We start from the raw sequence: 23,542 nt of genomic DNA, 5'->3' as shown, positions 1-23,542 counted from the left end.
TGCCTTCCAGGCTTTCTGTGAATCGCCCTTGACCGACACAAGGACCTCGCGCACCCGTGCGGCGGAATCCGTATAATCGCGGCCCTTTCCGCAGCCCCGATCCGCAGGCCCATGTCCGAAAAACGGCGCAATCCGCTTCAGCCCGGCCGCCTACCCGGCTCCGGTTTCGAGATCTGGTCGGGACTCAACGCCACGGCGGCGACCCTCGCCCTCTCCCGCAATGCTGCGGCGTTCGATCGCCCGCTGCTGGTCATCACGGAATCCAACGAGGCCGCCGACCGCTGGCAGGAAGAATGGGAGTTCTTCGCCGGAGACCGCGACCTTCCGCTGCTGCGCCTGCCGGACTGGGAAACCCTGCCGTTCGATGTGTTCTCCCCGCACGAGGACATCATTTCGGAACGCCTGCGCACGCTGTACCACCTGCCCGGTCTGGAACGCGGCATTGTGCTGATGCCGGTCTCCACCCTGATGCAGCGTCTCCCGCCGCGCGACTGGCTGACCAGTCAGGGGCTCTCCCTGCAGACCGGCCAGCGGCTGGATCGCATGACGCTGCGCGAGAATCTCGCCGAGGCCGGTTACAACGCGGTGCAGCAAGTCATCAGCCATGGCGAGTTCGCGGCCCGCGGGGAGATCCTGGACCTCTTCCCGATGGGTGCCGACGAGCCCGTGCGTATCGAGTTCCTGGATGACGAGATCGACTCCCTGCGCCAGTTCGATCCGGAATCGCAGCGCTCCACCGAAAAGGTCGAGCGCCTGGAGATCCTTCCCAGCCACGAGTTCCCGCTGAACGATACGGCCATCCGCGAATTCCGGACACGCTACCGGGCTCAGTTCGCCGGCGACCCGACCCGGCACCCGATCTACCGCGACATCAGCGAGGGGCTGGTCCCGCCGGGTATCGAGGCCTACCTGCCACTGTTCTTCGAGGGCATGGACACGGTATTCGACTACTGCCCCGAGGCCCAGGTGGTGCAGCTCGGCAATATCGCCGGCGCCGCGGAGGAGTTTGCGCAGGAGATCCGCGATCGCTTCGAGCAGTTGAGCCACCAGTACGATCGCCCGCTGCTGCCGCCGGAGCGGCTTTATCTGGATATCGACCAGCTCGGGAACGCCCTGCGCGCGCACTCCGGCGTGGCCATGGGCCACCCGGCCGCACCACTTCCCGCGGACCGTGGCGCCGAGATCGCGTTCACCTGCGACCCGCTCCCGGAACTAGGGATGCAGCAGGGTCGCGAAGACCCGGCCCAGCGGCTGAAGGCGTTCATCGAGGGGCAGCAGCGAGTCCTGCTCACCGCGGAATCAGCCGGGCGGCGCGAGGCCCTGCTGACCCTGCTGCGGGAACAGGCCGTCCCGCACCATCCAGTGGAGAACTGGGACGCCTTCCTGGATGCCGGGACGGGCCTGCACGTGACCGTCGCCGCCCTCGGGGAGGGTTTCGTCCTGCCCGATGGCGTCGCGGTCGCCCCTGAGGCCGCGCTGCTCGGCGAACGGGCCCGGCAGACCCGCGGCCGCAACCGCAGCACCCGGGATGCGGATGCGGTTGTGCAGAACCTCAGCGACCTCACCATCGGCGCCCCGGTGGTACACGAGGAACAGGGCGTGGGCCGCTACCTCGGGCTGCAGACCCTCGACTTCAACGGCCAGCCTTCCGAGTTCCTGACCCTGGAATACGCCGACGGCGCCAAGCTCTATGTGCCGGTCTCCTCGCTGCATCTGATCAGCCGTTACACCGGCGCCGACGCCGAGCACGCCCCGCTGCATCGGCTCGGCAGCGAACAATGGGACAAGGCGCGCCGCAAGGCCGCGGAAAAGGCGCGCGACGTGGCCGCGGAACTGCTGGACATCCACGCCCGGCGCGCGGCGAAACAGGGCACCGTCTTCGCGACCGACACGGCCGAATATCACGCCTTTGCGGCCGGCTTTCCGTTCGAGGAGACCCTGGACCAGCAACAGGCGATCGACGCGGTCCTCGCGGACATGGCCGATACCCGGCCCATGGATCGCGTGATCTGTGGCGATGTCGGCTTCGGCAAGACCGAGGTGGCGATGCGCGCCGCGTTCGTCGCGGTGCAGAACAACAAGCAGGTGGTGGTGCTGGTCCCCACCACCCTGCTCGCCCAGCAGCATCATCAGAATTTCACCGACCGTTTCGCCGACTGGCCGGTCCGTATCGAGTCCCTGTCGCGCTTTCGCAGCGCCAAGCAGCAGGCGGCGGTGCTGGAAGGCCTGAAGGACGGCAAGGTCGACATCGTGATCGGCACCCACAAGCTGCTGCAGGCCAACCTCGACTTCTCCAACCTGGGACTGGTGATCGTTGACGAGGAACAGCGCTTCGGCGTGCGCCACAAGGAGGCGCTGAAGAAGCTGCGCGCCGAAGTGGACATGCTCACCCTGACCGCGACCCCGATCCCGCGCACCCTGAACATGGCCCTGGCCGGCCTGCGCGACCTGTCGGTGATCACCACCCCGCCGCGCGAGCGCCTGGCGATCAAGACCTTCGTCAACGAATGGAACGACGCCATTATCCAGGAGGCCTGCCTGCGCGAGATCCGTCGGGGCGGCCAGGTGTACTTCCTGCACAACGAGGTGAACACCATCGAGCGCACCGCCCAGCGCGTGCAGGAGCTGCTGCCCGGTGCGCGGGTAGGAATCGCGCACGGCCAGATGCGCGAACGCGAGCTGGAACAGGTGATGCTCGACTTCTATCACCGGCGCTACAACATTCTGGTCTGCACCACGATCATCGAAACCGGGATCGACGTCCCCACCGCCAATACCATCGTGATGAACCGTGCCGACAAGCTGGGCCTGGCGCAGATGCACCAGCTGCGCGGGCGCGTCGGCCGTTCGCACCACCGCGCCTATGCCTACCTGATCACGCCACCGGAAAAGGCCATGACCGCCGACGCGAAGAAGCGCCTGGAGGCCATTGCCTCGCTGGAAGACCTGGGCGTCGGTTTCACCCTGGCCAGCCACGACCTGGAGATCCGCGGCGCTGGCGAACTGCTGGGCGATGAACAGAGCGGGCAGATCCACGAGGTCGGCTTCTCGATGTACAACGACCTGCTCAACCGCGCGGTGAACGCCCTGCGCTCCGGCAAGATCCCGGAGCTGGAGGGGCCCGAGGCCACCGGCACCGAGGTCGAGCTGGGCCTGCCGGCCCTGCTCCCCGACGACTACGTACCCGACGTGCATACTCGGCTGATCCTCTACAAGCGGATCAGCAGCGCCGCCTCTGCCGACGCCCTGCGCGAGCTGGAGGTCGAACTGGTGGACCGCTTCGGCCTGCTCCCCGCCCCGGCCAAGGCCCTGATGGAGGCGGCCCGCCTGCGCCTGAAGCTCACGCCGCTCGGCATCCGCAAGCTGGAACTGGGACCGGCCGGGGGCCGTCTGGTCTTTGGGCCGAGTCCCAATCTGGACATCGCGGCCCTGATCCAGCTGGTGCAATCCGATCCGCAGGCGTACAAACTGGACGGCCAGAAGGCCTTCCGCTTCTTCGCACCAATGGAGACACTGGAGGCCCGGGCGCAGGCCGTTCTGCGTCTACTGGATACCATCAGCCCCGAACAGCAGGCCGCCTGAATGCCCAAGAACACCTTCCCCGTCCCGAATCCCCTGCGTCGCCGGATCCTGACCGGACTGGCCGCACTGCCCGTGGTCGGCCTGAGTGGCCCGGTAATCGCCCAGGCCGGGCGCCGGTACCGCATCGAACTGGTGATCTTCGAGCACCGCACAGAGGAGAGCCGGCGGCTGCAGATGGAGCTCGCAGCTCCGCGCGAACCGCTGTTCGGCGAATCGGAGCTGGGTGGGCGGAACTACCGGGATTCGCGCCGCGGCTTCGAACTGCAGCGGGTGGTACGGCGCGTGGAGGATTCCGGCGCCGGGCGTATCATCGCCCGCCTCGCCTGGGACCAGACCGGGCGCGACCATGCGTCGGCCCCCTGGCTGCGGGTCCAGCAGGGGCGGCGCCTGGGGGTGCACGATGCCCTCGGGGATGCGAGCGGCCTGTCACCCCGCCCGCTGGCCGAAGCCGTCGAGGAGCGCTTCGAGCTGGAGGGCCGCCTGCGCATCTGGGTGGGACGCTTCCTCCACCTGGAGACCGACCTCATCTACCACGTCGAGGAGCCGCTGGATGACCGCCCCCCACGCGCAATCACGGTGCGCGGCAGCCAGCGCATGAACTCCGGCGATGACCTGTTCTACCTGGATCACCCGGTGATCGGCATGATCGCCCGCGTCACCCGCATCGACGAGACCTGACGCGCCCGAGGCCGGTCAGCGCCACTGCGGCGTGGATTCCCAGGTCATCCACTGCTGGAAGGCGGCCATGCCGAGGTCCTCGAACAACAACTGCAGCGGGCTGCGGCGCGGCTTGAACACCACCAGCTTCTCCACGCCGATCACGTCCCGGGCCACGCTCCGGTCAGTGCCCAGCCCGTCGATCAGGCCCAGCTCCACCGACCGGTCCCCGGTCCAGATCAGGCCATTGAACAGGTCGTCCCGCTCCACGAGGCGATCGCCGCGCCCGGTGCGCACCACGTCCACGAACTGCTGGTGCACGCCCTGCAGTACGCCGTCAAGGTGGTTCACATGGCCCTCGTCCAGCGGCAGGAAGGGGTCCAGGAACCCCTTGTTCTCGCCCGCGGTGAACAGGCGGCGCTCCACCCCGATGTTGTCGATCAGGTCCACCAGTCCAAAGCTGTCCATGCGGACCCCGATGGAGCCGACCATACTGGCCTGGCTGGCATAGATCTCGTCCGCGGCCACGGCGATGTAATAGGCGGCCGAGGCCCCCACGTCCCCGATGACCGCATACACCGGGATATCCGGGTGCTTCTCCTTCAGCCGCAGGATCTCGTCGTGCACGTTCGCGGCCTGCACCGGGCTGCCGCCCCCGCTGTTGATGCGCAGCATCACCGCCTGGGTACCTTTGGCCTCGAACGCCTCGTTCAGGACCTTGGCGATATCCTCGGCGTTGGCCGCCGCGCTGGAGGCGATCAGACCCTCGACCTCCACCACCGCCACGTGTTCGGAGGGCTCGCGCTCGGTCTCGAACAGGCCGGCAAGGCCCATGTCGCCGCCGCGCACCAGGATCAGCAGTGCGACCAGGTAAAAGAAGAACAGCAGCTTGAAGAAGATGCCCCAGCGCCGGGCCCGACGCTGCTCGATCACCTGTGCCTGGACCAGCTTCTCCAGGGTCTCGCGTTCCCAGCCCGGTTTGTTCTCGTTCGCCCAGCCCATCGTGGTTCCTTGTTCAGGTTGTACGCTCGGCCTGCCGGAAGGCCTCCAGCAGCGCTGCCAGGTTCGGCAGCAGGGCCAGCGGCTCGGCGCCCTGCAGTCTCTGTGGCGGATGTACGCCGTGGGTTATCCCCACCGCGGGCACACCGGCATGGCGAGCCATTTCCAGATCATAAACGCTATCACCGACCATGCGCGTGCGCCCCGGTTCCACACCCGCCCGCTCCATCACGCAGCGGAGCATGGCCGGGTTCGGCTTGGACGGGTGTTCGTCGCCGGTGGCGGTCGCCACAAAGTAGCCCGCCAGACCGGTTGCCTCCAGCGCCTGGTCCAGGCCGCGGCGTGACTTGCTGGTGGCCACACCCAGCAGTACCTCGCGCGCATCCAGCCAGTTCAGGATCTCGGGCACGCCGGCGAACAGCGGGGTCTCCGGGGCATCTTCAGCCTCCAGATAACAGGCGCGGTAGGCGGCGGTGAACTGGTGAACGAACGCCTCGTCCGCGCCCGGGTACAGCTCCTGCACCGCCGCCTGCACCCCGAGCCCGATGATATTGCGCAGGCTGGCCTCGTCGCGCTCCGGGGCGCCGGTCGCGACCGCTGCCCGTTGCAGGCAGTGGACGATGCGGCGCGGCGAGTCCATCAGGGTCCCGTCCCAGTCGAATACGATCAGACGCAGGTCCGCGTCGCCGGGCGGCAGGAGCGGGATGCTCATGCGTCGTCCCCGGTGCCGGCATCCAGGTGCGCCAGCACCTCGCCCAGCTCGTCCGGTAGCGGTGCGGAGAACACATGCCGCTCGCCGTCCGCCGACTGATAGGCCAGCGCCTGGGCATGCAGGAACAGCCGTTTCAGGCCCTGCTTGCGGAGGTGGCGGTTGGCATCCGGCAGGCCGTAGTCGTGGTCGCCCGCCACCGGGTGGCCAATCGCCTGGCCGTGCACGCGAATCTGGTGCGTGCGCCCCGTCCCGATCCGCACCTCCGCCAGCTGGTACGCGCCATGCACCTCCAGCGGCTGAAAGACACTCTGGGCGGCACGAGCCCGTGGCCCGTCATCCCCGGCCTCCCCGCCGGCGCGCATCCGGCGCCGGCCGTCATCCTGGCGGCCGCTGGCGATCGGGGCATCACACTCGATGGGCTGGCCACCCGGGAACGGGCCCACCAGCAACGCCAGGTAGCGCTTCTCCACCCGGCCCTCGCGGAGTGCGGCGTGGAAGTCCTGCAGCGCGGGGCGGTTCTTTGCCAGCAACAAGCACCCGCTGGTCTCGCGGTCGAGGCGGTGGCCCAGCTCGAGCTCCGTATCCGGCCGCAACTGGCGCATCGCCTCGATAATGCCGAAGGCCAGCCCGCTGCCGCCGTGCACGGCGAGGCCCGAGGGCTTGTCCAGCACCAGCAGGTCGTCATCCTCGTGGATGATGGCCCGCCGCAGTCGATCCAGCACCTTCGGCGGGATCTCCGAGGCGGCCGCTTCCGGCCGATCGAGATCGGGCACGCGAACCTCGTTGCCCGCCGCCAGGCGTTTGTGGGCCTTGGCCCGGCGTCCGTCGACGCGCACGGCGCCCTGGCGTACCAGGCGATAGATCAGCCCCTTGGGCACGCCCTTGAGTTCGCGGAGCAGAAAGTTGTCGAGCCGCTGCCCGTCACCACGCTCGGTGACCCGGAAGCTGCGCGGGCCGGAGGGTTCACGCCTTGCATTCATGGCGCGGGATGCTACCGGAGCGGCGCTTCCCGGGCTACTGCACGCGGCGTTCCCGCGGCCGAAAAAACTTGCCCATACGGGGGGTTATGCCCTACATTGGCGCACGGTACGTTGCTGCGAGTTGCCGGCAACGCGCCTCGAATCACCCGCCACTTCGACCCACGAGCTTTCGACAGCTCCCGGTCGAAGGGCCATCGCCGCAAAGCGACACTGTGACGCTATTTCTTCTAACCCAGTCCTGTCTCCCCGGCTCCGCCTCCCGCAGGCGACTGATCCCGTGGTTGCTGGTGAACACCTGGCTGGCGCGCTGGCTTTCGCTACGCGCCGCCGCTGCGAGCACGCGTGCGCAAGCGTTGCCGTGCCGCCGCTCGATCGCCGCACCCGGGGTCCCGCGGTTCCCCGCCGGACGCCAGGACGCCCTACCGAGTCCATTGCATGAAACGCATCCTGATCAATGCCACGCAGCCGGAAGAGCTGCGTGTCGCCATGGTCGACGGCCAGCGGCTGTACGACCTGGATATCGAACTGCCCTCGCGAGAGCGCAAGAAGGCCAATATCTACAAGGCCAAGATCACCCGAGTCGAACCGAGCCTGGAGGCCGCGTTCGTCAACTTTGGGGCTGATCGCCACGGCTTCCTCCCGTTCAAGGAGATTGCCCATACCGCCGTTGGCGCCCCCGCCGACAGTGACAAGCCGATCCGCGAATTCCTGAAGGAAGGCACGGAACTGCTGGTCCAGGTCGAGAAGGAAGAGCGCGGCAACAAGGGCGCCGCCCTGACGACCTACATCAGCCTAGCGGGCCGCTACCTGGTCCTGATGCCCAACAATCCGAAGGCGGGGGGCGTCTCCCGCCGCATCGAAGGCGAGGATCGCGCCTCCCTGCGCGATGCCCTCTCCGGCCTCAACATGCCGGAAGGCATGGGCGTAATCGCCCGTACCGCCGGCGTCGGGCGCAGCACCGAGGAGCTGCAATGGGACCTCGACTACATGACCGCCCTGTGGGCCGCCGTGACCGAGGCCGCGGACAAGGCCAAGGCCCCGGCACTGATCCATCAGGAAAGCAACGTCATCATCCGCGCCCTGCGCGACCACATGCGCAACGACGTGGGCGAGGTCATCATCGATGACAACGGGGTCTACCAGCAGGCGGAAGACTTTGTCCGCCTGGTGATGCCGAACAGCCTGCGCAAGCTCAAGCGCTACGATGACCCGGTCCCGCTGTTCAACCGCTACCAGATCGAGAGCCAGATCGAGAGCGCGTTCGACCGCGAGGTCACCCTGCCCTCCGGCGGCGCCCTGGTGATCGATCACACCGAGGCCCTGATTTCCATCGACGTCAACTCCGCCCGTTCCACCAAGGGCGGCGACATCGAGGAGACCGCCTTCCACACCAATCTGGAGGCGGCCGAAGAGGTCGCGCGGCAGCTGCGCATCCGCGATCTGGGCGGCCTGATCGTGATCGATTTCATCGACATGAACGCCAACAAGCACCAGCGCGAGGTCGAGAACCGCCTGCGCGAGGCGCTGGAGATGGATCGCGCCCGGGTCCAGGTCGGGCGCATCAGCCGCTTCGGCCTGCTGGAGATGTCGCGCCAGCGGCTGCGCTCCTCCCTTGGGGAATCCAGCCAGAACACCTGCCCGCGCTGCGAGGGCCACGGCCAGATCCGCAGCGTGGAATCCCTGGCGCTGTCGATCCTGCGGCTGATCGAGGAAGAGGCCATGAAGGACCGGACCGGGCTCGTGATGGCCCAGGTCCCGGTCGACGTGGGCACCTTCCTGCTGAACGAGAAACGCGAGTCGATCACCGACATCGAGGGTCGCCACCAGGTCGACATCAGCATCATCCCCAACCCGCAGTACCTCACCCCGCGTTTCGAGGTCCGTCGCGTGCGCGGCGACGAGCGTGAGGAGACCATCAGCGACCGCGGCTCGCACGAACTCGTGGAGATCGTCGAGGACGACAGCGATCCGCATCAGGAACGCCGCAGCAAGGTCGAGAAGCCGCTGGTCCAGGGTGTCAAGATGACCGGGCCCGCCCCCGTCAGCGAAGCCGCACCCACGGCCCCCGAACCGTCGGAGCCGGTCACACAGCCGGGATTCTTTGCCCGTATCTGGTCCTCGCTGTTCCCCAATGCCGCGCCCGCATCCGACCAGGACCAGGAACAATCGGAGGGTCGTCGCAAGGAAGGCGGCCGCGACCGTGGCGGCAAGGGTGGCGGCGCGCGCGGCGGCTCCCGGAAAAAGGCCGACAGCGGCAGCCGCAAGTCCGGCGACAAGCGCGGCGACAGCACCAATGGTCGCAAGGGCGGCCCCGACAAGGCCGATGGCGCCAAGTCCGATAACGCCAGGGCCGACAAGGGTGATGGCGGCAAGGGTCGCTCGCGGCGCGGCGGCAAGAAGGACAGCGAGGCCGACAAGGGTCCGGGCCGCGATGCGACCAAACCCGCGGCCGAAAACCGGGGCGGCGAGGGCCAGACTGCTGACAAGACCGCCGGTGACAAGAAGGGCAACGGCAAGCCGGCGGAGAAGCCGCCTGCGCGAGATCAGGATCAACCCGCGACCGGCGACACCGGCGGTGCCCCCGCGGGCAAGGGTCCCGAGAAATCCGACGAGGACGACGGCAGCAAGGGACGTACGCGGTCCCGCCGCTCCCGCCGTGGAGGCCGTCGTCGCGGTGGCCGTAGCCGCTCCGGTGACAATGCCGGCGACACCGGGGGCGATGGCACCCAGAGCACGTCGGGGGATGCAGACGCCACCGAGTCCGGTCGGGACGCGTCCACGCCTGCCGATTCCGCCCCGGCCTCCGGGAAGCCCCAGGACGCCCCGTCAGGGGGCGGTCGGCAGCCGCAAACCGAATCGACCCCCGCCTCGCCGGACGCTGCACCGGAGCGAACACCGGCGAAAGCGGACAGCGATGAAAGTGTGGCGGATGCGCCGTCAGCCAAGGGTCGTACCCGCGGTGGACGCGGCCGCAAGCCTGGCGCCGATGCCGACCCGACCGGGGATGTGAGCCCGGCCTCCAGCGAAAGCCAGGGCGCAGCGAAACCGGAAAAGTCGGAAAACGCGCCCGCCCCCAGTGCCGAGGCGGCACCGAAACCGGAGGCCGACAGCCCGGCCCCGGCCAAGCGTCGGCCGCGTGGTGCCGCGAAGACGGGAGCCGGCGAAGCGACCCCGGACCCGGGCGAAGCTACGCCGAAGGAATCGACCGAGGCACCGGCCACGGCGAAGAGCGCGCGCTCGAAACCGACCCCGGAACGGTCCGGCGACGAAGCCGCCGCATCCTCTGCCCCTGCCCCGTCGAAGCCCGACGAGGCAAAGGCCGAACGCGCCTCGACGCCCAAGCCTGCCCCGGAACCGGCCGACACCACGGCCGGCGACACGGAGCGCAAAGGCAACGACTGAACGGAACCAGCCGGTTCCAATCGAAAAGGGCCCGCCTTTCGGCGGGCCCTTTCTTTGTGGGTCCGGCTCCGCTATCCCCGGACCCGTTCCTATCATCGCGATCAGGCGTTACGGTCCCGGGGTCGGCTCAGGAGGCCTTCAGCGTGTGACGCTCGCGGATGTGGGCCAGCAGCCCGTCGGCGGCCGCTTCCACCAGATCCATGACGTGCACGAAGCCCTCGTCTCCGCCGTAGTACGGATCCGGGACCTCGTGTTCATCGAACTGCGGGGCAAAGTCCAGAAACCGCAGCAACTTGGCCCGCGCCTCGGGCGGACGAATCGCCTCGGCGTTGCGGTAGTTCGCGTCGTCCATGGTCAGGATGTAGTCAAACTCGAGGAAGTCCTCCGGCTCCAGCTGGCGTGCGCGCAGATCATCCAGGTCGTAGCCGCGCGAACGCGCCTCCTGGCTTGCGCGGCGATCGGGCTTGGCACCCACGTGATAGCCCGCGGTCCCGGCCGAGTCCACCTCGATCGCGTGTTCCAGCCCGTGTTCGCGGATGCGCGCCGCGAACACCCCGTGCGCCATGGGCGAACGGCAGATGTTGCCCAGGCACACCATCAGTACACGTATCTTCGCCATCTCCATCGTCATCCCGATCATCAAAACACGCAGGATACCAAACCGGAATGCGCCGGCGGATTCGTTTCATGCCCGGCCCCGCGGTGTGCGATGCTGAGCCTTTAAACTCAGGAAGTGGTCATGGTCGACCTTGGCGGCCCGCGAATCCCCGGCTGGACATCCCCCGGCGCCCTGACCGGGGGTGCCGGGAGTCGTGAAGCCACGAGCCTCCAGGTTGGGGCCCGTATCGAGGTTCGGGTTCTGGATGTCCTCCCGGATCGCAGCGTGCGCCTGCGTCTGGGACCCAGTGCGAATACCGCCGGTGCGAATACCGCGGGGACAGCCGGAGCGGCAGCGCGACCTACGGCGAGCCCTGCGCTGATGACGGCACAACTGGCCGGCGCCCTGCCCGATGCACTGGTGAATCGCCCCGCGGGTGGCTCGGGCCCGCCGGTGATGCTCGCCGAGATCACCCGGACCGAGCCGCGCCTGGAGGTGCGTCTGCTACCCCTGCCGCTGGACCGCGCCGGCCCGCGACCCGCCGGGCTTGGTCCGTCGGCCAGTCCCGCTCAACAGTGGCTGGGACAGGAACTCCGCCAGCACCTCCCCGGGGCGCGCCCGTTGGGTCCTACCCTGCAAGCGCTGCTACCACCCGCCGGTGGAGCGCCACGCGGCGAAGCGCCAACGCAGGCCACCGGAGCGGTGGCGCCGCTACCGCCGGCGCTCCAGCGTCTTGTCGATCTCCTCCCGACGCCGGCACAGCTGTCACAGCCGGAAAGCCTGCGCCAGCAGGTTCAGCAATCCGGGCTCTGGATGGAGGCCATGCTGGGGCTCGCGGCCCGGGGCCAGGGCCCGGCCCATCCCCTGGCCGCCGATCTCAAGGCCCAGTTGCTGCGCGCGGCCGACCAGCTCCGCCAGGGAGGCGAAGCCCGCCCCGCGGCCCCGCCGGCCCCCGCGACGCCAGCGAACGCACCCGCCCTGCCAGCCCTGACGGGGCTGCTGGAAGGCTTGCTGAAGCGCGTCACCTCCCTGCAGCTCCAGTCGCTGCAATCCTTCGCCAGCGACGAACCCGGGAACAGCCGCTGGTTCTTCGAGCTGCCGCTACGCAGCGAGCAGGCCGTCCACGGCGTCTTCGGCGAGATCCAGCGCGAGTCGCCCACCGACGAGGAGCCGGATCCTCCCTGGTCGATCGTGCTGACCCTGGATATCGGGGACCTGGGACCGCTGCGCGTGGCAGCGGCCGCCCGCACAGCAGGCGTCAACGTGCACTTCACCGCAAGCGAGCCCGAGACGGTCGTGCGCCTGCGGCAGGAACTGCCCCGGCTGCGCGAACGTCTGGACGAGCGCGAATTGACGGTCACCGGGCTGTCGGTCCGCCAGGGCGAGGTGGAGCCCGAGCCGCGGCCGCCGGGCACCCACCGTATGCTCGACGAGCAGGCCTGAACGGTGGCACGCAGGGACACCGGAGAGCGGAAGGCCGGGCGCGACGGGGCGCCCGAGCGGGCGGTTGCGCTGGAATGGGATCGGCGCCGGGCGCCGAAGATCACGGCCAGTGGATCGGGAGCCACCGCCGAGGCCATCCTGCGGATCGCCGAGGAGCACGGCATCCCGCTGCATCAGGACCCGGCCCTCAGCGAGGCGCTGGCGCAGATCCCCGTCGGGAGCGAGATCCCGGAGGAACTGTACGTGGCGGTGGCGGAGATTCTCGCCTTCGTCTTTCTCCTGGCGGGCATTACCCCCGATGACCGCGCCGGTGGCTATCGGGATGCATCGCGCAGCCGGGGACGCTCGGGCGGCGGGCCCGAGCCGGAATCATGAACGCCCGCTAGAACCCGTTGGCGCCGCCGTGCCGGTCCCGTGCAGGTTGAAAAGCAGGTCGAGCTCGGTGGATGTGAGCCCGCAGCGCCGGCGCACCTCTTCGCGCCCCAGGCCCTGCCGGATCAGACGAATGGCCTGCTCGTAGGCACCGCTGTCCCCTTCGCGGGCCCGCAACTCGCTGTGCTGGTCATGCAGGCGTTCCAGGGCCCGCTGCACGGAGGCCTGGGCCTGGCCATGGGTGGCTACACCCTCGGACAGGGCCTTCATGGCCCCCTGCAACGCCATCACCGAGGTGGCTTGGCGCTGATAGTCCTGGCGCAGGGCGGCGAGCTGGCGCCGCAGCAGGATCACCAGCCCCACGGAAAATGCGGCCACGATGGTCGCCAGCAGCGCGATCAGCGCGACCAGCCAGATCACCATTCCCTCTCCCATTGCGCGCACTCTCCTGAATACCGGGCCCGGTAATTGTCGCGTGAATCGTGGGCGCCTGACCAGCGCAGCGCGATTGCCGGAGCGCGATCAGCCCGGGTTTGCGGATTTCTCGCAGCGGCGCGCGCGGACGGAGGTCTCAGGCGTAATCGTCGATCAGACCCCGCCGCTTGCCGCGTTCCTCCTTGCGTGGCGGGCGCTGCTGGGTCGGACGCACCGCGGGCCGAAAGACCGGGTCGCGGTCGTGATCGTCGCTCAGACGGCGACCGGGAACGGTGGTATGCACGGGCCGGACCGTGCGATCCGGCTGAAACTCGTCGACCATGGCTCACCTCCCGGCTTGCGCCCAATGGCCCGCTTGTTCAGGGAGTTGGACCCGACGCCCGCGCTACAGTTCGCGCAGTTGCGCCCACTCCTCGTCGGACAGCAGCTTGTTCAGGTCCACCAGGATGGTCAGCCCCTCCTCGGTGCTGGTGACCCCCTGGATGAAACGGCTGCTGTCATCGTTGCCGACCTCCGGCGCCGGTTCGACCGCGTCCGGGGCGATCCGCACGACCTCGGATACCGAGTCCACCAGGATCCCGACGTTCTGGTTGTCCACGTCGATGATCACGATCCGCGAGGCCTCGTCGGATTCGCGATCGTCCAGCCCCATGCGCCGCCGCGCGTCGATCACGGTCACGACATTGCCGCGCAGGTTGATGATCCCGAGGATGTAATCCGGAACGCCGGGGACCGGCGCGATCTCGGTGACCTTGAGGACCTCCTGAACCTGCAGGACATCGATCGCGTAGGTTTCCTCCGCAAGGCTGAAGGTCACATACGGAGCGGTGTCGGCCTTGGCCATGGCTTCTACGTCTTGTGCGCTGCTCATGTCGTCCTCGATGTTCCGTGCAGGCGGGTTTCGCCCTGTGGTGTCGTCCTGACCGGGTTATCGGCCGCTCGCCGCGAGGCTTGAATGCCGCGCGGGGTGCTTCAGTCCCAGCCGCCCTCGTCGAGGGTCTGGTCCAGGGCCTCGAGATCCAGCAGTGTCGCCATCTTCTCGCGCTCCACCCCGGCCAGCCAGGGCAGGCGCCGCCGGTGGCTGCGCCAGCGCAGCGAATCCGGCTGGATCACGCGGGTCCCGTGGATCGCCCGGCAGGCCAGGGCGAAGCGGGAGCCGGCCAGGAACACGACCTGGCGGGCGGTATCCGGCTCGTATTCGCGGTCCTCCGGCGTCACCACCGCGGCCAGGTCGATCAGCTGCACCCGGCCCTGTTTGGTATCGGCCAGCCCAAGGTACCAGACGGAGTGATTCGGGGTCGGTCGCACCTCCAGGCTATCCAGCGGGGCCACACCGCCCAGCGCGTGGAGCGGCGCCAGTAGCGTCAGGTTGCCGGCCTCGATCACCAGGGCGGAGAACGACTCCTCGGGGCGCGGGTAGTCCCGCTCCGCCGGATCGTCGGGCGGTGCGGGCGGTGCGGGCGGTGTCGCGGCAGGCGCTACCTCCGGCTCCCCAACCGACGTCGAAGTGTCGACCTCCGGAACGGCTTCCGCCACCGGCGCGGGCGGCTCCAGCAGATCCTGACGCAACAGCGTCCGAACCGGTTCCGGTTCGTCGAGCAGGCTGCCGAAATAGTCGTCCAGCGCGTCCGGTTCCGCCTTCAGGGCCAGGTTGTCGACTGTGGATCGCTTCATCCGCGCCGCCTCCGTTCATGGGGTTCGGACAGCTGTCCGCCGATCGCCTCCAGCAGATCCGAGTATGCGAGCACGCCGCGCGCATCGGGGATCATGAAGCAAAGCGGCTGACCCGCGCTGGAGGCATCGCGAAACTTCGTGTCCACCGGGATCACCCCGGGCCACACGTCGTCCCCGTACAGCCGGCGCAGCTCGGCCAGGGCCTCGTGCGCGGCGCGTGTCCGGCGATCGAAAAGCGTGGGGATGATCCGGTACTGCAGCTCGGCCTTGCGCGACTTCTGTACCATTTTCAGGGTATTGATCATCCGTTCAAGCCCCTTCAGGGCGAGGAATTCCGTCTGTACCGGCACCAGCAGCTCGTCACAGGCCGCCAGCGCATTCACCATCAGCACACCCAGCATCGGCGGGCAATCCAGCAGCACGTAGTCATACTGGTCGGAGACCTTCTCCAGCGCGTGCCTCAGCACCAGGCCCATGCCGCTGCGCGTCCCGAGCTGGCGGTCCAGAGTGGCCAGGGCGGTGCTCGCGGTCAGCAGATCCAGCCCCGGGAAGCGGGTCTCGCGGATCAACCCGTTAGGATCCGGGTCGGCCCCTTCGGCGCACTGGCTGAACAGCTCGTACACCCCGCGCGTGGCGGTTTCCGGATCGTGGCCGAAATAGGCCGTCAGCGAACCATGCGGATCCACATCCACCAGCAGCACACGCTGCTCCGGACCGGAGAGCAGGCCGCCCAGCGTTACGGTGGTCGTAGTCTTGCCCACCCCGCCCTTCTGGTTTGCCACCGCCCAGACCTTCATGGTGTGTCTCCATCCGTCGGGAGCGGCGCGGGCGGAAGATCCTCGCGCAGGCGCTCCGGTTCCTGCGCCCCCTCGGCGCGTGGCCGCGCCCCGGGCAAGACCACGATGGACACGCGCCGATTCTCGGCACGGCCCTCCGCCGTTTCGTTGCTGGCCACCGGTCGGTGTTCGCCATACCCCAGGGCCACCAGATTCTCCGGGTCCACCCCGGTCTCCTCGAACACGCTGACGACCGCCGCGGCGCGTCCAGACGAGAGCTCCCAGTTGGAAGGATAGACCGCCGTCTGGATGGGGACGTTGTCGGTGTGCCCCTCCACGTGGACGCGCGACACCCGCGGGGCCAGGATACCCCCCACTTCCTCCAACAACGCCGCGGCCTCCGGGTTCAGCGTCGCCGACCCGGAAGGGAACAGCAGGCGGCTGGTGATCTCGATCTCCAGCCAGTAGGCCTCCCGGGTCACGCGCAGGTCGCCCTGGTCGATCCACTGCGCCATGGCCTGTTCGATCTCGCGGGCGGTCTCCGCCAGTTCGTCGAGAAAGGCCTGCATGCCGGCGTCGTCGGGGCTGTCGTCCAGCATCCCGCTCAGCGCCATGTCGATGGGCTGCGGACCGTCCTCCACCAGCCCCGGCTGGACCTCGATCGGCACCAGTGCGCGGAGATCCTGCGGGGTGCGGTCGCGTGCCACGGTGGGATCCCCCACCTGAATCGGCTCCGCCTGCATGGGCGCCCGGAAGGCATCCACCAGGGACTCCGACAGCACGCGATATTTGCCATCATCCACCGACGAGATCGCGTACATCACGACGAAGAACGCAAGTAACAGAGTGACCAGGTCCCCGTAAGGAATGGCCCATGCTTCGTGATTCTGATGTTCCTCCGCCCGCTTGCGTCGCGCCATGGTGACCTCACTCGTGGATGAAGCCACTCAGCTTGCTTTCGATATTTCGCGGGTTCTCGCCCTCGGCGATCGCGATCAGACCTTCCATCAGCATTTGCTGGTGTTGCGAGCGGTTCTGAATAATCGACTTTAACTTGTTGGCCAGCGGAAGGAACAGCAGGTTGGCCGAGGCGATCCCGTAGATGGTCGCCACGAAGGCCGCTGCGATCCCCGCCCCCAGCTTGCTTGGATCCGCCAGGTTCTGCATCACCGCCATCAGGCCCATGACCGCCCCCACGATACCCAGGGTCGGCGCATAGATGCCCATGCTCTCGAACACCTTCGCACCCTGCATGTCGAAGTGCTCGCGGTTGTCGAGGTCGGCCTCGAGGATCTGGCGGATGGTCTGCGGCTCGCTGCCGTCGACCAGCAGTTGCAGCCCCTTGCGAGCGAAGCCGTCGCTCTCCTCGTCGGCGAGGGTCTCCAGCCCGAGCAGGCCTTCCTTGCGCGCCACATGCGACCATTCCACGATCTGCTCGACCATGGCCCGGTTGTCGATCTTCGGCGGCTTGAAGGCCCACGGCAGGATCCGCATCCCGTGCATGAACACCGTCAGGCGCGCCTGCACCAGGGTCGCCCCCAGCGTCCCCAGCACCACGATCACGAACGCCGCAGCATTCCACAGTGCGCCCAGGCCGCTGCCCTTGGCAATGCTGCCTCCAAGCACGGCCACCAGCCCCAGCGTCACCCCGATGAGGCTCAGGATATCCATGTCAGCAGAACCCCTTGACCAGCGCGGGACCGATCTCGGGCAGCGGATAGACGTGATCGGACAAACCGGCCTCTGCCACCGCCGCCGGCATCCCGTAGACCACGCAGGTCGCCGCGTCCTGCGACCAGACCTGCGCCCCGGCCCCTTTCAGCGCCCGCGCACCCTCGCGCCCGTCCGCACCCATCCCGGTCAGCACGACCGCGAGGACCTGTCCGCGCAGCGCATCCACGGCGGAGCTGAATGCGGCGTCCACGCTTGGCTTGTAGATCGTGCCCAGCGGGCTCTCCGCGATGCGCACATGGGTCTGGCTGCCCCGTTCCAGAGTCAGCTGCATGCCCCCGGGGGCCAGCAGGGCCACGCCCGGCTTCAGGGCATCGCCGTCCTTCGCCTGGCGCACCTCGATGTTGCACATTGCGTTCAGCCGGTCGGCAAAGGCCGGCGTGAAGCTGGCCGGCATGTGCTGGACCAGCACAATCGGCAACGGGAAACTGGCTGGTAGCGGTTTCAGCACCTCCTGCAGGGCGACCGGCCCCCCCGTGGAAGTCCCGATCAGGACCGCCCGCAGTTGCCGCAGGGGTGTTGGCGGCCGGGTGCGCGCGACCGGCGGCTGTTGCTTGGCAGCGTCTGCGGCCTGACGGTCGGCCTCTTCCCGCCGCGCGGTCGGCCGCGACTCGCGGGCCGGTGTGCTGGTGCCCGGCGCGCTGGCCGAGCGCGCGCGGCTGCGCGACAGCGAACGCACCCGGCGGCGCAGCAGCATGCGGGCGCTGTCCTCGTCGCCCGCCATGTCGCTGAACCGCTTGGGGAGGAAGTCCACCGCCCCGGCCTCCAGCGCATCCAGGGTGGCCTGGGCGCCTTCGGTAGTCAGGCTGGAGAACATCAGGATCGGCCGCGGACTCTCGGCCATGATCTTGCGTACCGCGGTGATGCCGTCCATGACTGGCATCTCGATATCCATGGTCACGACATCGGGGTCGAGCTCGCGCACCTTTGCGATCGCCTGCTCGCCGTTCTCGGCCGAGCCGACCACCTCGATGCCCGAGTCGGAATCCAGAATCTCCGCAATGCGTCGACGAAAGAACCCCGAGTCGTCGACGACCAGAACCCTGATCGGCATCCTCAGCCCTCGCTCGTGCGCGATGCGCGGCGGGGACGGCCGGACATCTGCAGTTGCCGCATCAGGATGGTCACCAGATCCGAGACATCCAGGATCAAGGCGATCCCGCCATCCCCGGTAATCGTGGCGCCCGCCAGGCCCTTCACGCCCTGCAGATTCTGCCCAAGGGGCTTGATGACCACCTCTTCCTGACCGACCAGGTCATCCACCACCAGACCTACCTTGCGATCGGCGGTATGCACCACGACCACATGGGCGTCCTTGCGCGGCTCGGGCTCGTGGCCCGGCTTCAGCCAGCGCTTGAGGTAGTGAATCGGCAGTGCCTGCTTGCGCACGATGATGACCTCCTGGTCATCCACGTAGTGCGTCTTCGTCAGGTCCAGATCCAGGATCTCGGATACCGACGCCAGCGGGATGGCGAAGCGCCGGCCATCCAGGATCACCATCAGCGCGGGCAGGATCGCCAGCGTCAGGGGCAGCTTGACCCGCAGCGTGGTGCCCACGCCCACCTCGGAGTCGATCTCGATGGTGCCGTTGAGCTGCGAGATCTTGGTCTTGACCACGTCCATCCCGACCCCGCGGCCGGAGACGTCGGAGATCTCGGTCTTGGTCGAGAAGCCGGCCATGAAGATCACGTTGAAGGCCTCGCGATCGGTCATGCGCTCGGCCATGGCCGGTTCCATCAGGCCTTTCTCCACGGCCTTGCGCCGCAGGGCCTGCGGGTCCATGCCGCCGCCGTCGTCCTTGATCAGCAGCGCGATGTGATCGCCTTCCTGAGCGGCCCCCAGCACTACGGTCCCCTTGCGCGGCTTGCCCGCCGCCTCGCGTACCTCGGGGGTCTCGATGCCGTGGTCCACGGCATTCCGGACCAGGTGCACCAGCGGATCCGACAGGGCCTCGACCAGATTCTTGTCGAGGTCGGTGTCCTCGCCGAAGATCTCCAGCTCGATCTCCTTGCCCAGATTGCGGGAGAGATCGCGGATCACGCGCGGGAAGCGGTTGAAGACCTTCTTCACCGGCTGCATGCGGGTCTTCATCACCGAGGTCTGCAGATCCGAGGTCACCAGGGCCAGGGAGCTGATCGCCTTGCCCAGCTCGTCATCGACATGCTGCGAGCGCAGCATGCTCAGCCGGTTGCGCACCAGTACCAGCTCGCCCACCAGGTTCATGATCTCGTCCAGGCGCTCGGTGTCGACGCGCACGGAAGTCTCGCCCTGCGGGGCCGCCCGACCGCCCCCCTCGGCACCCCCGCCGCCGGCACGCGCGCCGCCACCGCCCTGGCCTCCTGCAGGGGTATCGGCGGGCGCGGCGGCCTTCTCCGGTTCGGTGGGTTCGGGCTTCGCCGACGGGGCTTCCGCAGGTTCGTCGTCTGCGGGGCTGGGGACTGCCCCGGTAGCGGCCGGCCCGGCGCCCTTGGCCTGCAACTCGTCCAGCAGGTTCTCGAATTCGTCGTCGGTGATCAGGTCGCCGGAGCTACCCTCACCCTCCGCAGCCGGTTCTTCTCCGGCCGCATCGCCCGCGGTGGAGTCCGTCTCTACGGGCTTCGACGGCTGATCGCCGTGCAGGCTGTCGAGCAGGGCCTCGAATTCGTCGTCGGTGATCTCGTCACCCGCACCGACCATCGCTTCGCCATCCGCCGCCGGTTCCGCTTGCGGTTCGGGCTCTGGCTCCGGCTCGGGTTCCGGGGGCGGCGGCGCGGCGGGCTCCGCCGCCACGTCCTCGTTGTTCGCCATGCGCCGGAGGTTTTCCACCAGGTCGGCCTCGGCGGGCGTGGGATCCACGCCGGAGCGCAGGTCCCCGAACATCACGTTCAGGGTATCCAGCACCCGCAGCATGGTGTCCATCAGGTGACTGTCCGCCCGCCGCTCACCGTTACGCAGCAGGTTGAAGACGTCCTCCGCGTGATGGCACACGGTCACCAGGGGATCCAGGCTCAGGAAGCCGGCCCCGCCCTTGATGGTATGGAAGCTTCGAAAGACCGCATTCAGCAGATCCCGGTCATCGGGATTCTGTTCCAGGTCGATGAGTTGCTCGTTGAGCCCCTCCAGCAGTTCCCCGGCCTCGATCAGGAAGTCCTGAAGGATTTCGTCATTGGGGTCGATGGCCATTCAGTCTCTCCGGTCGCGTGGCGCCATTCGCATGAGGGGAACTGCCTAGAAGCCCAGGCTCGATAGCAGATCGTCCACCTCGTCCTGTCCTTGAACGACATCCGCGGCGGAATCTTGAGTCTTGGGCACGCTGGGACCGTGACCCTTGCGGTCCGCCTCGCGATCCTCCTCGCGTTGTTCAAGCGACGCCTCGGCCGCCTCGACCTGCTCCATGCGCCCACTGGAGAGCCGGATCAGGGACACCAGGTTCTCTTCCAGGTCGGTCACCAGCTGGATCACGCGGCGAATCACCTGGCCGGTAATGTCCTGATAGCTCTGTGCCATCAGCACCTCGGAGAGCAGCCGGCGCAGCTCCTCGGTGTCTTCCCCCGCCTGCGCGAAGAACGTGTCGAGCTCCCGGGCAAAGTCCCGGAACTCCTCCACCGAGAGCTGGCGGTTGCGAAAGCGCGTCCACTTCGCCGTCAGGTCGGCCGCCTGCTGGCTGAACGACTCCGCGATCGGCAGGCTCGACTCGATGGCATTCATGGTGTCGTGGGCCGCCTGTTCGGTCATCGTGACCACGTAATTCAGGCGTTCCTTTGCGTCCGGGATCTCCGCCTGGGTCAGTTCGACCAGACGCGAATCGCCGCGGAAGCTTTGCAGGGCCTCGTGAAGATCACGGGTCAGCTTGCCCAGCTCGTCGAAGAGTTCGCGGTCATAGGGGCGCGCCAGATCCTGCACCAGCGCCCGGGCGCCCGTGTCGTCGCCCGCCTCCAGCGTCTTGACTAACTGCCGCGCAAGCTCCAGCTGATCATCGCGTGGTGGGTGTTCCTGTTCAGTCATGAGAAGCCTCTTGCGGGTACGGCGCGGAAGGTTTCGGACAACGCCCGCGGCGGTCGGTGCCACGGGCGCCGGGCATATCGGTCACAGGCGCATGATTATCCCTGTGCTTCAATGCGTTCGAAGATCTTGTCGATCTTTTCCTTCAGCGTCTCGGCGGTGAACGGCTTGACCACGTAGCCGTTCACGCCCGCCTCGGCCGCCTCGACGATCTGGTCGCGCTTGGCCTCCGCCGTCACCATCAGCACCGGCATGGACTTGAGGTTCGGGTCGGCGCGCACGGCCTTCAGCAAGTCGATCCCCGGCATGTTGGGCATGTTCCAGTCGGTGATCAGAAAGTCGAAATCCCCGTTCTGCAGCATCGGCAGCGCGGTGCTGCCGTCGTCGGCTTCCTGGGTATTGTTGAAGCCAAGATCACGCAACAGGTTCTTGATAATGCGCCGCATCGTGGAAAAGTCGTCCACGATGAGAATCTTCATTCCCTTGTCCACACGTCACTCCGGGATTCGTAGGGTGGGTTTTAGAATAACTGCAAAGCCGTACCGTCTTCGAGCCACGAACCCAGGCGGGCGCGCAGTCGAATGGTGGCCTGACTTCGGATCTGGCTGACGCGCGACTCGGTCACGCCCAGCACGGCGCCGATCTCGCGCAGGTTGAGCTCTTCGATGTAGTAGAGCGACAGCACCAGCCGCTCGCGTTCGGGGAGGTCGCCGAGGGCTTCGGCCAGTTCCTGACGGAACTCACCGGCCTCGAGGGTGCGGGCCGGCGACACCTCCTGCCCTTCGATCACGCGATCGGCCCCGTCGTCACCCCCGCCGAGGTCGTCCAGGGCGAACAGGTGGGCTCCGGCGTGATCCTGCAGCATCTCGTAGTACTGGTCGATCGGCACGTCCAGCTCGGCGGCGACCTCGCTGCCACGCGCCGCCCGCCCCTCGCGCGCCTCGACGGTCTGGATCGCCGCGGCAATACGCCGACTGTTGCGGTGCACCGAACGCGGTGTCCAGTCACTGCGGCGCAGCTCGTCGATCATCGCGCCACGGATGCGGATCCCGGCGTAGGTGGCAAAGGTCGCGCCCTGGCCGCCCTCGAACTGGCGCGCCGCCTCGAGCAGCCCGATCATGCCCGCCTGAATCAGGTCATCCACCTGCACCGAGGCGGGGAGCCGCGCCATCAGGTGATGGGCGATGCGGTGGACCAGCTCGACGTGATCGGCAATCAGCTGCTCGTGCCCGCCGCTGGCCGCGGAGGTCGCCTGATAGCCGGAAAGTCGATTACGCGTCGTCATCATGCGCTCTGCAGCATCCGTTCCACGAAAAACCCGACGCCACCGTGGTCACCGCCGCCCACCGGCCAGCGGTCCACGGTCCGTGCCAGTTCGGCAAAGGCCTTCCCCGCCGGGCTCCCGGGGTACTGCTGTACCACTGGCGCGCGTTTCTGCACCGCCTTGCGCAGGTGATCATCCATCGGAATATAGCCGGCCAGGTCGAGCACCACCTCCGGCAGGTAGTTGCCGCAGACGGTATTGAGTTTCTGCATCAGTCGCTCGGCGCCTTCGCGGCCGTCGACCATGTTCGTCACCATGCGGAAGCGACGCAGGCCATGATCGCGGTGCAGGACCTTGATCAGGGCATAGGCGTCGGTAATCGAGGCGGGCTCGTCGCAGACCACCACCAGGGTCTCCTGGACCGCGCGGCAGAACGACGTCACGGATTCCTGCAGGCCGGCCGCGGTGTCCACGATCAGCACATCCAGGGGTTTGCGATAGGCGCTGAAGGCATGGATCAGACCGGCATGCTCGGCCGGCGTCAGGTTGGCCATCGCCGCGATCCCCGAAGCCGAAGGCACCACCTTTACCCCGTCAGGCCCCTGGACGAGCACATCCTCCAGGCTGTCCACATCACCGGTCACCAGGTCGTGCAGCGTGCGCTCGGGACGCATCCCCAGCAGCAGGTCCACGTTGGCCAGGCCCAGATCGGCGTCGAACAGCATGACCTCGCGCCCGAGCCGGGCCAGGCCCACCGACAGGTTCACCGATACGTTGGTCTTGCCCACCCCGCCCTTGCCCGAGGCAACCGCGATGACCTTCAACGGCTTGTTAGTGCGTGGCATAGCGCCCCTTCCCGACCGGTTGAATCAGTTCCAGCGTGGCGGGCTCCGCCGCCCGTGCCGGACGTGCCTGGGCGCGCGCGCGTCGCGGCGG

At 67.9% G+C, this 23,542-nt stretch carries 22 protein-coding genes; 5 read left to right on the top strand and 17 right to left on the bottom strand.

Going from position 1 to position 23,542, the window contains the following annotated elements:
• Positions 1-111: 111 nt before the first annotated feature.
• On the top strand, positions 112-3,582 hold the full coding sequence (gene mfd / locus D103_RS0100845) for a transcription-repair coupling factor (protein WP_018875449.1): 3,471 nt from the start codon (positions 112-114) through the stop codon (positions 3,580-3,582).
• Positions 3,583-4,260: a CsiV family protein gene (locus D103_RS0100840; RefSeq protein WP_018875448.1), complete on the top strand. Its 678-nt coding sequence runs from the start codon at positions 3,583-3,585 to the stop codon at positions 4,258-4,260.
• 15 nt (positions 4,261-4,275) lie between these two features.
• Here the strand turns inward: D103_RS0100840 and D103_RS0100835 are convergent, their stop codons facing one another.
• Genes D103_RS0100835 through D103_RS0100825 form a run of 3 tightly spaced genes read right to left on the bottom strand, consistent with a single transcriptional unit; the run spans position 4,276 to position 6,930 of the window.
• Positions 4,276-5,241: a S49 family peptidase gene (locus D103_RS0100835; RefSeq protein WP_018866279.1), complete on the bottom strand. Its 966-nt coding sequence runs from the start codon at positions 5,239-5,241 to the stop codon at positions 4,276-4,278.
• A 13-nt stretch (positions 5,242-5,254) separates the two neighbouring features.
• Entirely contained in the window at positions 5,255-5,950 is a 696-nt protein-coding gene (locus D103_RS0100830; RefSeq protein WP_018875447.1) for an HAD family hydrolase, read from the bottom strand.
• Positions 5,947-6,930, bottom strand: a complete 984-nt coding sequence (locus D103_RS0100825) for an RluA family pseudouridine synthase (RefSeq protein ID WP_018875446.1) — start codon at positions 6,928-6,930, stop codon at positions 5,947-5,949. The genes D103_RS0100830 and D103_RS0100825 overlap by 4 nt, the downstream gene beginning before the upstream one ends.
• Before the next feature lie 435 nt (positions 6,931-7,365).
• On the opposite strand from D103_RS0100825, the gene D103_RS0100820 reads away from it, so the two are divergent.
• The gene (locus D103_RS0100820) at positions 7,366-10,332 is read left to right on the top strand and encodes an Rne/Rng family ribonuclease (RefSeq protein ID WP_018875445.1); all 2,967 of its coding nucleotides are present in this window, start codon (positions 7,366-7,368) and stop codon (positions 10,330-10,332) included.
• Positions 10,333-10,459: 127 nt separating this feature from the next.
• Here D103_RS0100820 and D103_RS0100815 read toward each other — a convergent pair whose 3' ends face one another.
• A complete protein-coding gene (locus D103_RS0100815; RefSeq protein WP_026280216.1) occupies positions 10,460-10,951 on the bottom strand; it encodes a low molecular weight protein-tyrosine-phosphatase in 492 nt (163 codons plus the stop codon).
• Positions 10,952-11,311: 360 nt separating this feature from the next.
• On the opposite strand from D103_RS0100815, the gene D103_RS0100810 reads away from it, so the two are divergent.
• Together D103_RS0100810 and D103_RS0100805 are read left to right on the top strand one after the other, a co-directional pair.
• Entirely contained in the window at positions 11,312-12,373 is a 1,062-nt protein-coding gene (locus D103_RS0100810; protein WP_018875443.1) for a flagellar hook-length control protein FliK, read from the top strand.
• A 3-nt stretch (positions 12,374-12,376) separates the two neighbouring features.
• Positions 12,377-12,748, top strand: a complete 372-nt coding sequence (locus D103_RS0100805; RefSeq protein WP_018866273.1) for an EscU/YscU/HrcU family type III secretion system export apparatus switch protein — start codon at positions 12,377-12,379, stop codon at positions 12,746-12,748.
• Here D103_RS0100805 and D103_RS0100800 read toward each other — a convergent pair.
• The 13 genes from D103_RS0100800 to D103_RS0100740 all read right to left on the bottom strand — a co-directional run bounded on the left by D103_RS0100800 (position 12,743) and on the right by D103_RS0100740 (position 23,451).
• Entirely contained in the window at positions 12,743-13,168 is a 426-nt protein-coding gene (locus tag D103_RS0100800; protein WP_018875442.1) for a DUF2802 domain-containing protein, read from the bottom strand. The genes D103_RS0100805 and D103_RS0100800 overlap by 6 nt on opposite strands.
• 148 nt (positions 13,169-13,316) lie before the next feature.
• On the bottom strand, positions 13,317-13,502 hold the full coding sequence (locus D103_RS0100795; protein WP_018866271.1) for a hypothetical protein: 186 nt from the start codon (positions 13,500-13,502) through the stop codon (positions 13,317-13,319).
• 63 nt (positions 13,503-13,565) lie between these two features.
• Entirely contained in the window at positions 13,566-14,024 is a 459-nt protein-coding gene (locus D103_RS0100790; protein ID WP_018866270.1) for a chemotaxis protein CheW, read from the bottom strand.
• A gap of 128 nt (positions 14,025-14,152) precedes the next feature.
• Complete coding sequence (locus D103_RS0100785) at positions 14,153-14,854, bottom strand: chemotaxis protein CheW (protein ID WP_018875441.1); 702 nt, start codon at positions 14,852-14,854, stop codon at positions 14,153-14,155.
• Positions 14,851-15,651, bottom strand: a complete 801-nt coding sequence (locus tag D103_RS0100780) for a ParA family protein (protein ID WP_018866268.1) — start codon at positions 15,649-15,651, stop codon at positions 14,851-14,853. Before D103_RS0100780 ends, D103_RS0100785 begins: the two co-directional genes overlap by 4 nt.
• Positions 15,648-16,550 carry a flagellar motor protein MotD gene (gene motD / locus D103_RS0100775; RefSeq protein WP_018875440.1) on the bottom strand — a complete coding sequence of 301 codons (903 nt, stop codon included), beginning with the start codon at positions 16,548-16,550 and terminating at the stop codon, positions 15,648-15,650. The genes D103_RS0100780 and motD overlap by 4 nt, the downstream gene beginning before the upstream one ends.
• Positions 16,551-16,557: 7 nt before the next feature.
• Complete coding sequence (locus tag D103_RS0100770) at positions 16,558-17,301, bottom strand: flagellar motor protein (RefSeq protein WP_018866266.1); 744 nt, start codon at positions 17,299-17,301, stop codon at positions 16,558-16,560.
• 1 nt (position 17,302) lies between these two features.
• The gene (locus tag D103_RS0100765; protein WP_018866265.1) at positions 17,303-18,415 is read right to left on the bottom strand and encodes a chemotaxis response regulator protein-glutamate methylesterase; all 1,113 of its coding nucleotides are present in this window, start codon (positions 18,413-18,415) and stop codon (positions 17,303-17,305) included.
• Between the two features lie 2 nt (positions 18,416-18,417).
• The gene (locus tag D103_RS0100760; protein ID WP_018875439.1) at positions 18,418-20,523 is read right to left on the bottom strand and encodes a chemotaxis protein CheA; all 2,106 of its coding nucleotides are present in this window, start codon (positions 20,521-20,523) and stop codon (positions 18,418-18,420) included.
• 45 nt (positions 20,524-20,568) lie between these two features.
• Entirely contained in the window at positions 20,569-21,345 is a 777-nt protein-coding gene (locus tag D103_RS0100755; RefSeq protein ID WP_018866263.1) for a protein phosphatase CheZ, read from the bottom strand.
• Positions 21,346-21,440: 95 nt separating this feature from the next.
• Complete coding sequence (cheY, locus tag D103_RS0100750; protein ID WP_017942246.1) at positions 21,441-21,821, bottom strand: chemotaxis response regulator CheY; 381 nt, start codon at positions 21,819-21,821, stop codon at positions 21,441-21,443.
• 41 nt (positions 21,822-21,862) lie between these two features.
• Positions 21,863-22,630: an RNA polymerase sigma factor FliA gene (locus tag D103_RS0100745; RefSeq protein ID WP_018875438.1), complete on the bottom strand. Its 768-nt coding sequence runs from the start codon at positions 22,628-22,630 to the stop codon at positions 21,863-21,865.
• The gene (locus D103_RS0100740; RefSeq protein ID WP_038028158.1) at positions 22,627-23,451 is read right to left on the bottom strand and encodes a MinD/ParA family protein; all 825 of its coding nucleotides are present in this window, start codon (positions 23,449-23,451) and stop codon (positions 22,627-22,629) included. Before D103_RS0100740 ends, D103_RS0100745 begins: the two co-directional genes overlap by 4 nt.
• Between the last annotated feature and the right edge of the window lie 91 nt (positions 23,452-23,542).

The organism is Thioalkalivibrio sp. ALE31, assembly GCF_000377405.1.
In the GTDB taxonomy this organism is placed as follows: Bacteria; Pseudomonadota; Gammaproteobacteria; order Ectothiorhodospirales; family Ectothiorhodospiraceae; genus Thioalkalivibrio.
The sequence above is the reverse complement of the archived record's forward strand: the minus strand, read 5'-3'. Positions and strand labels throughout refer to the sequence as shown.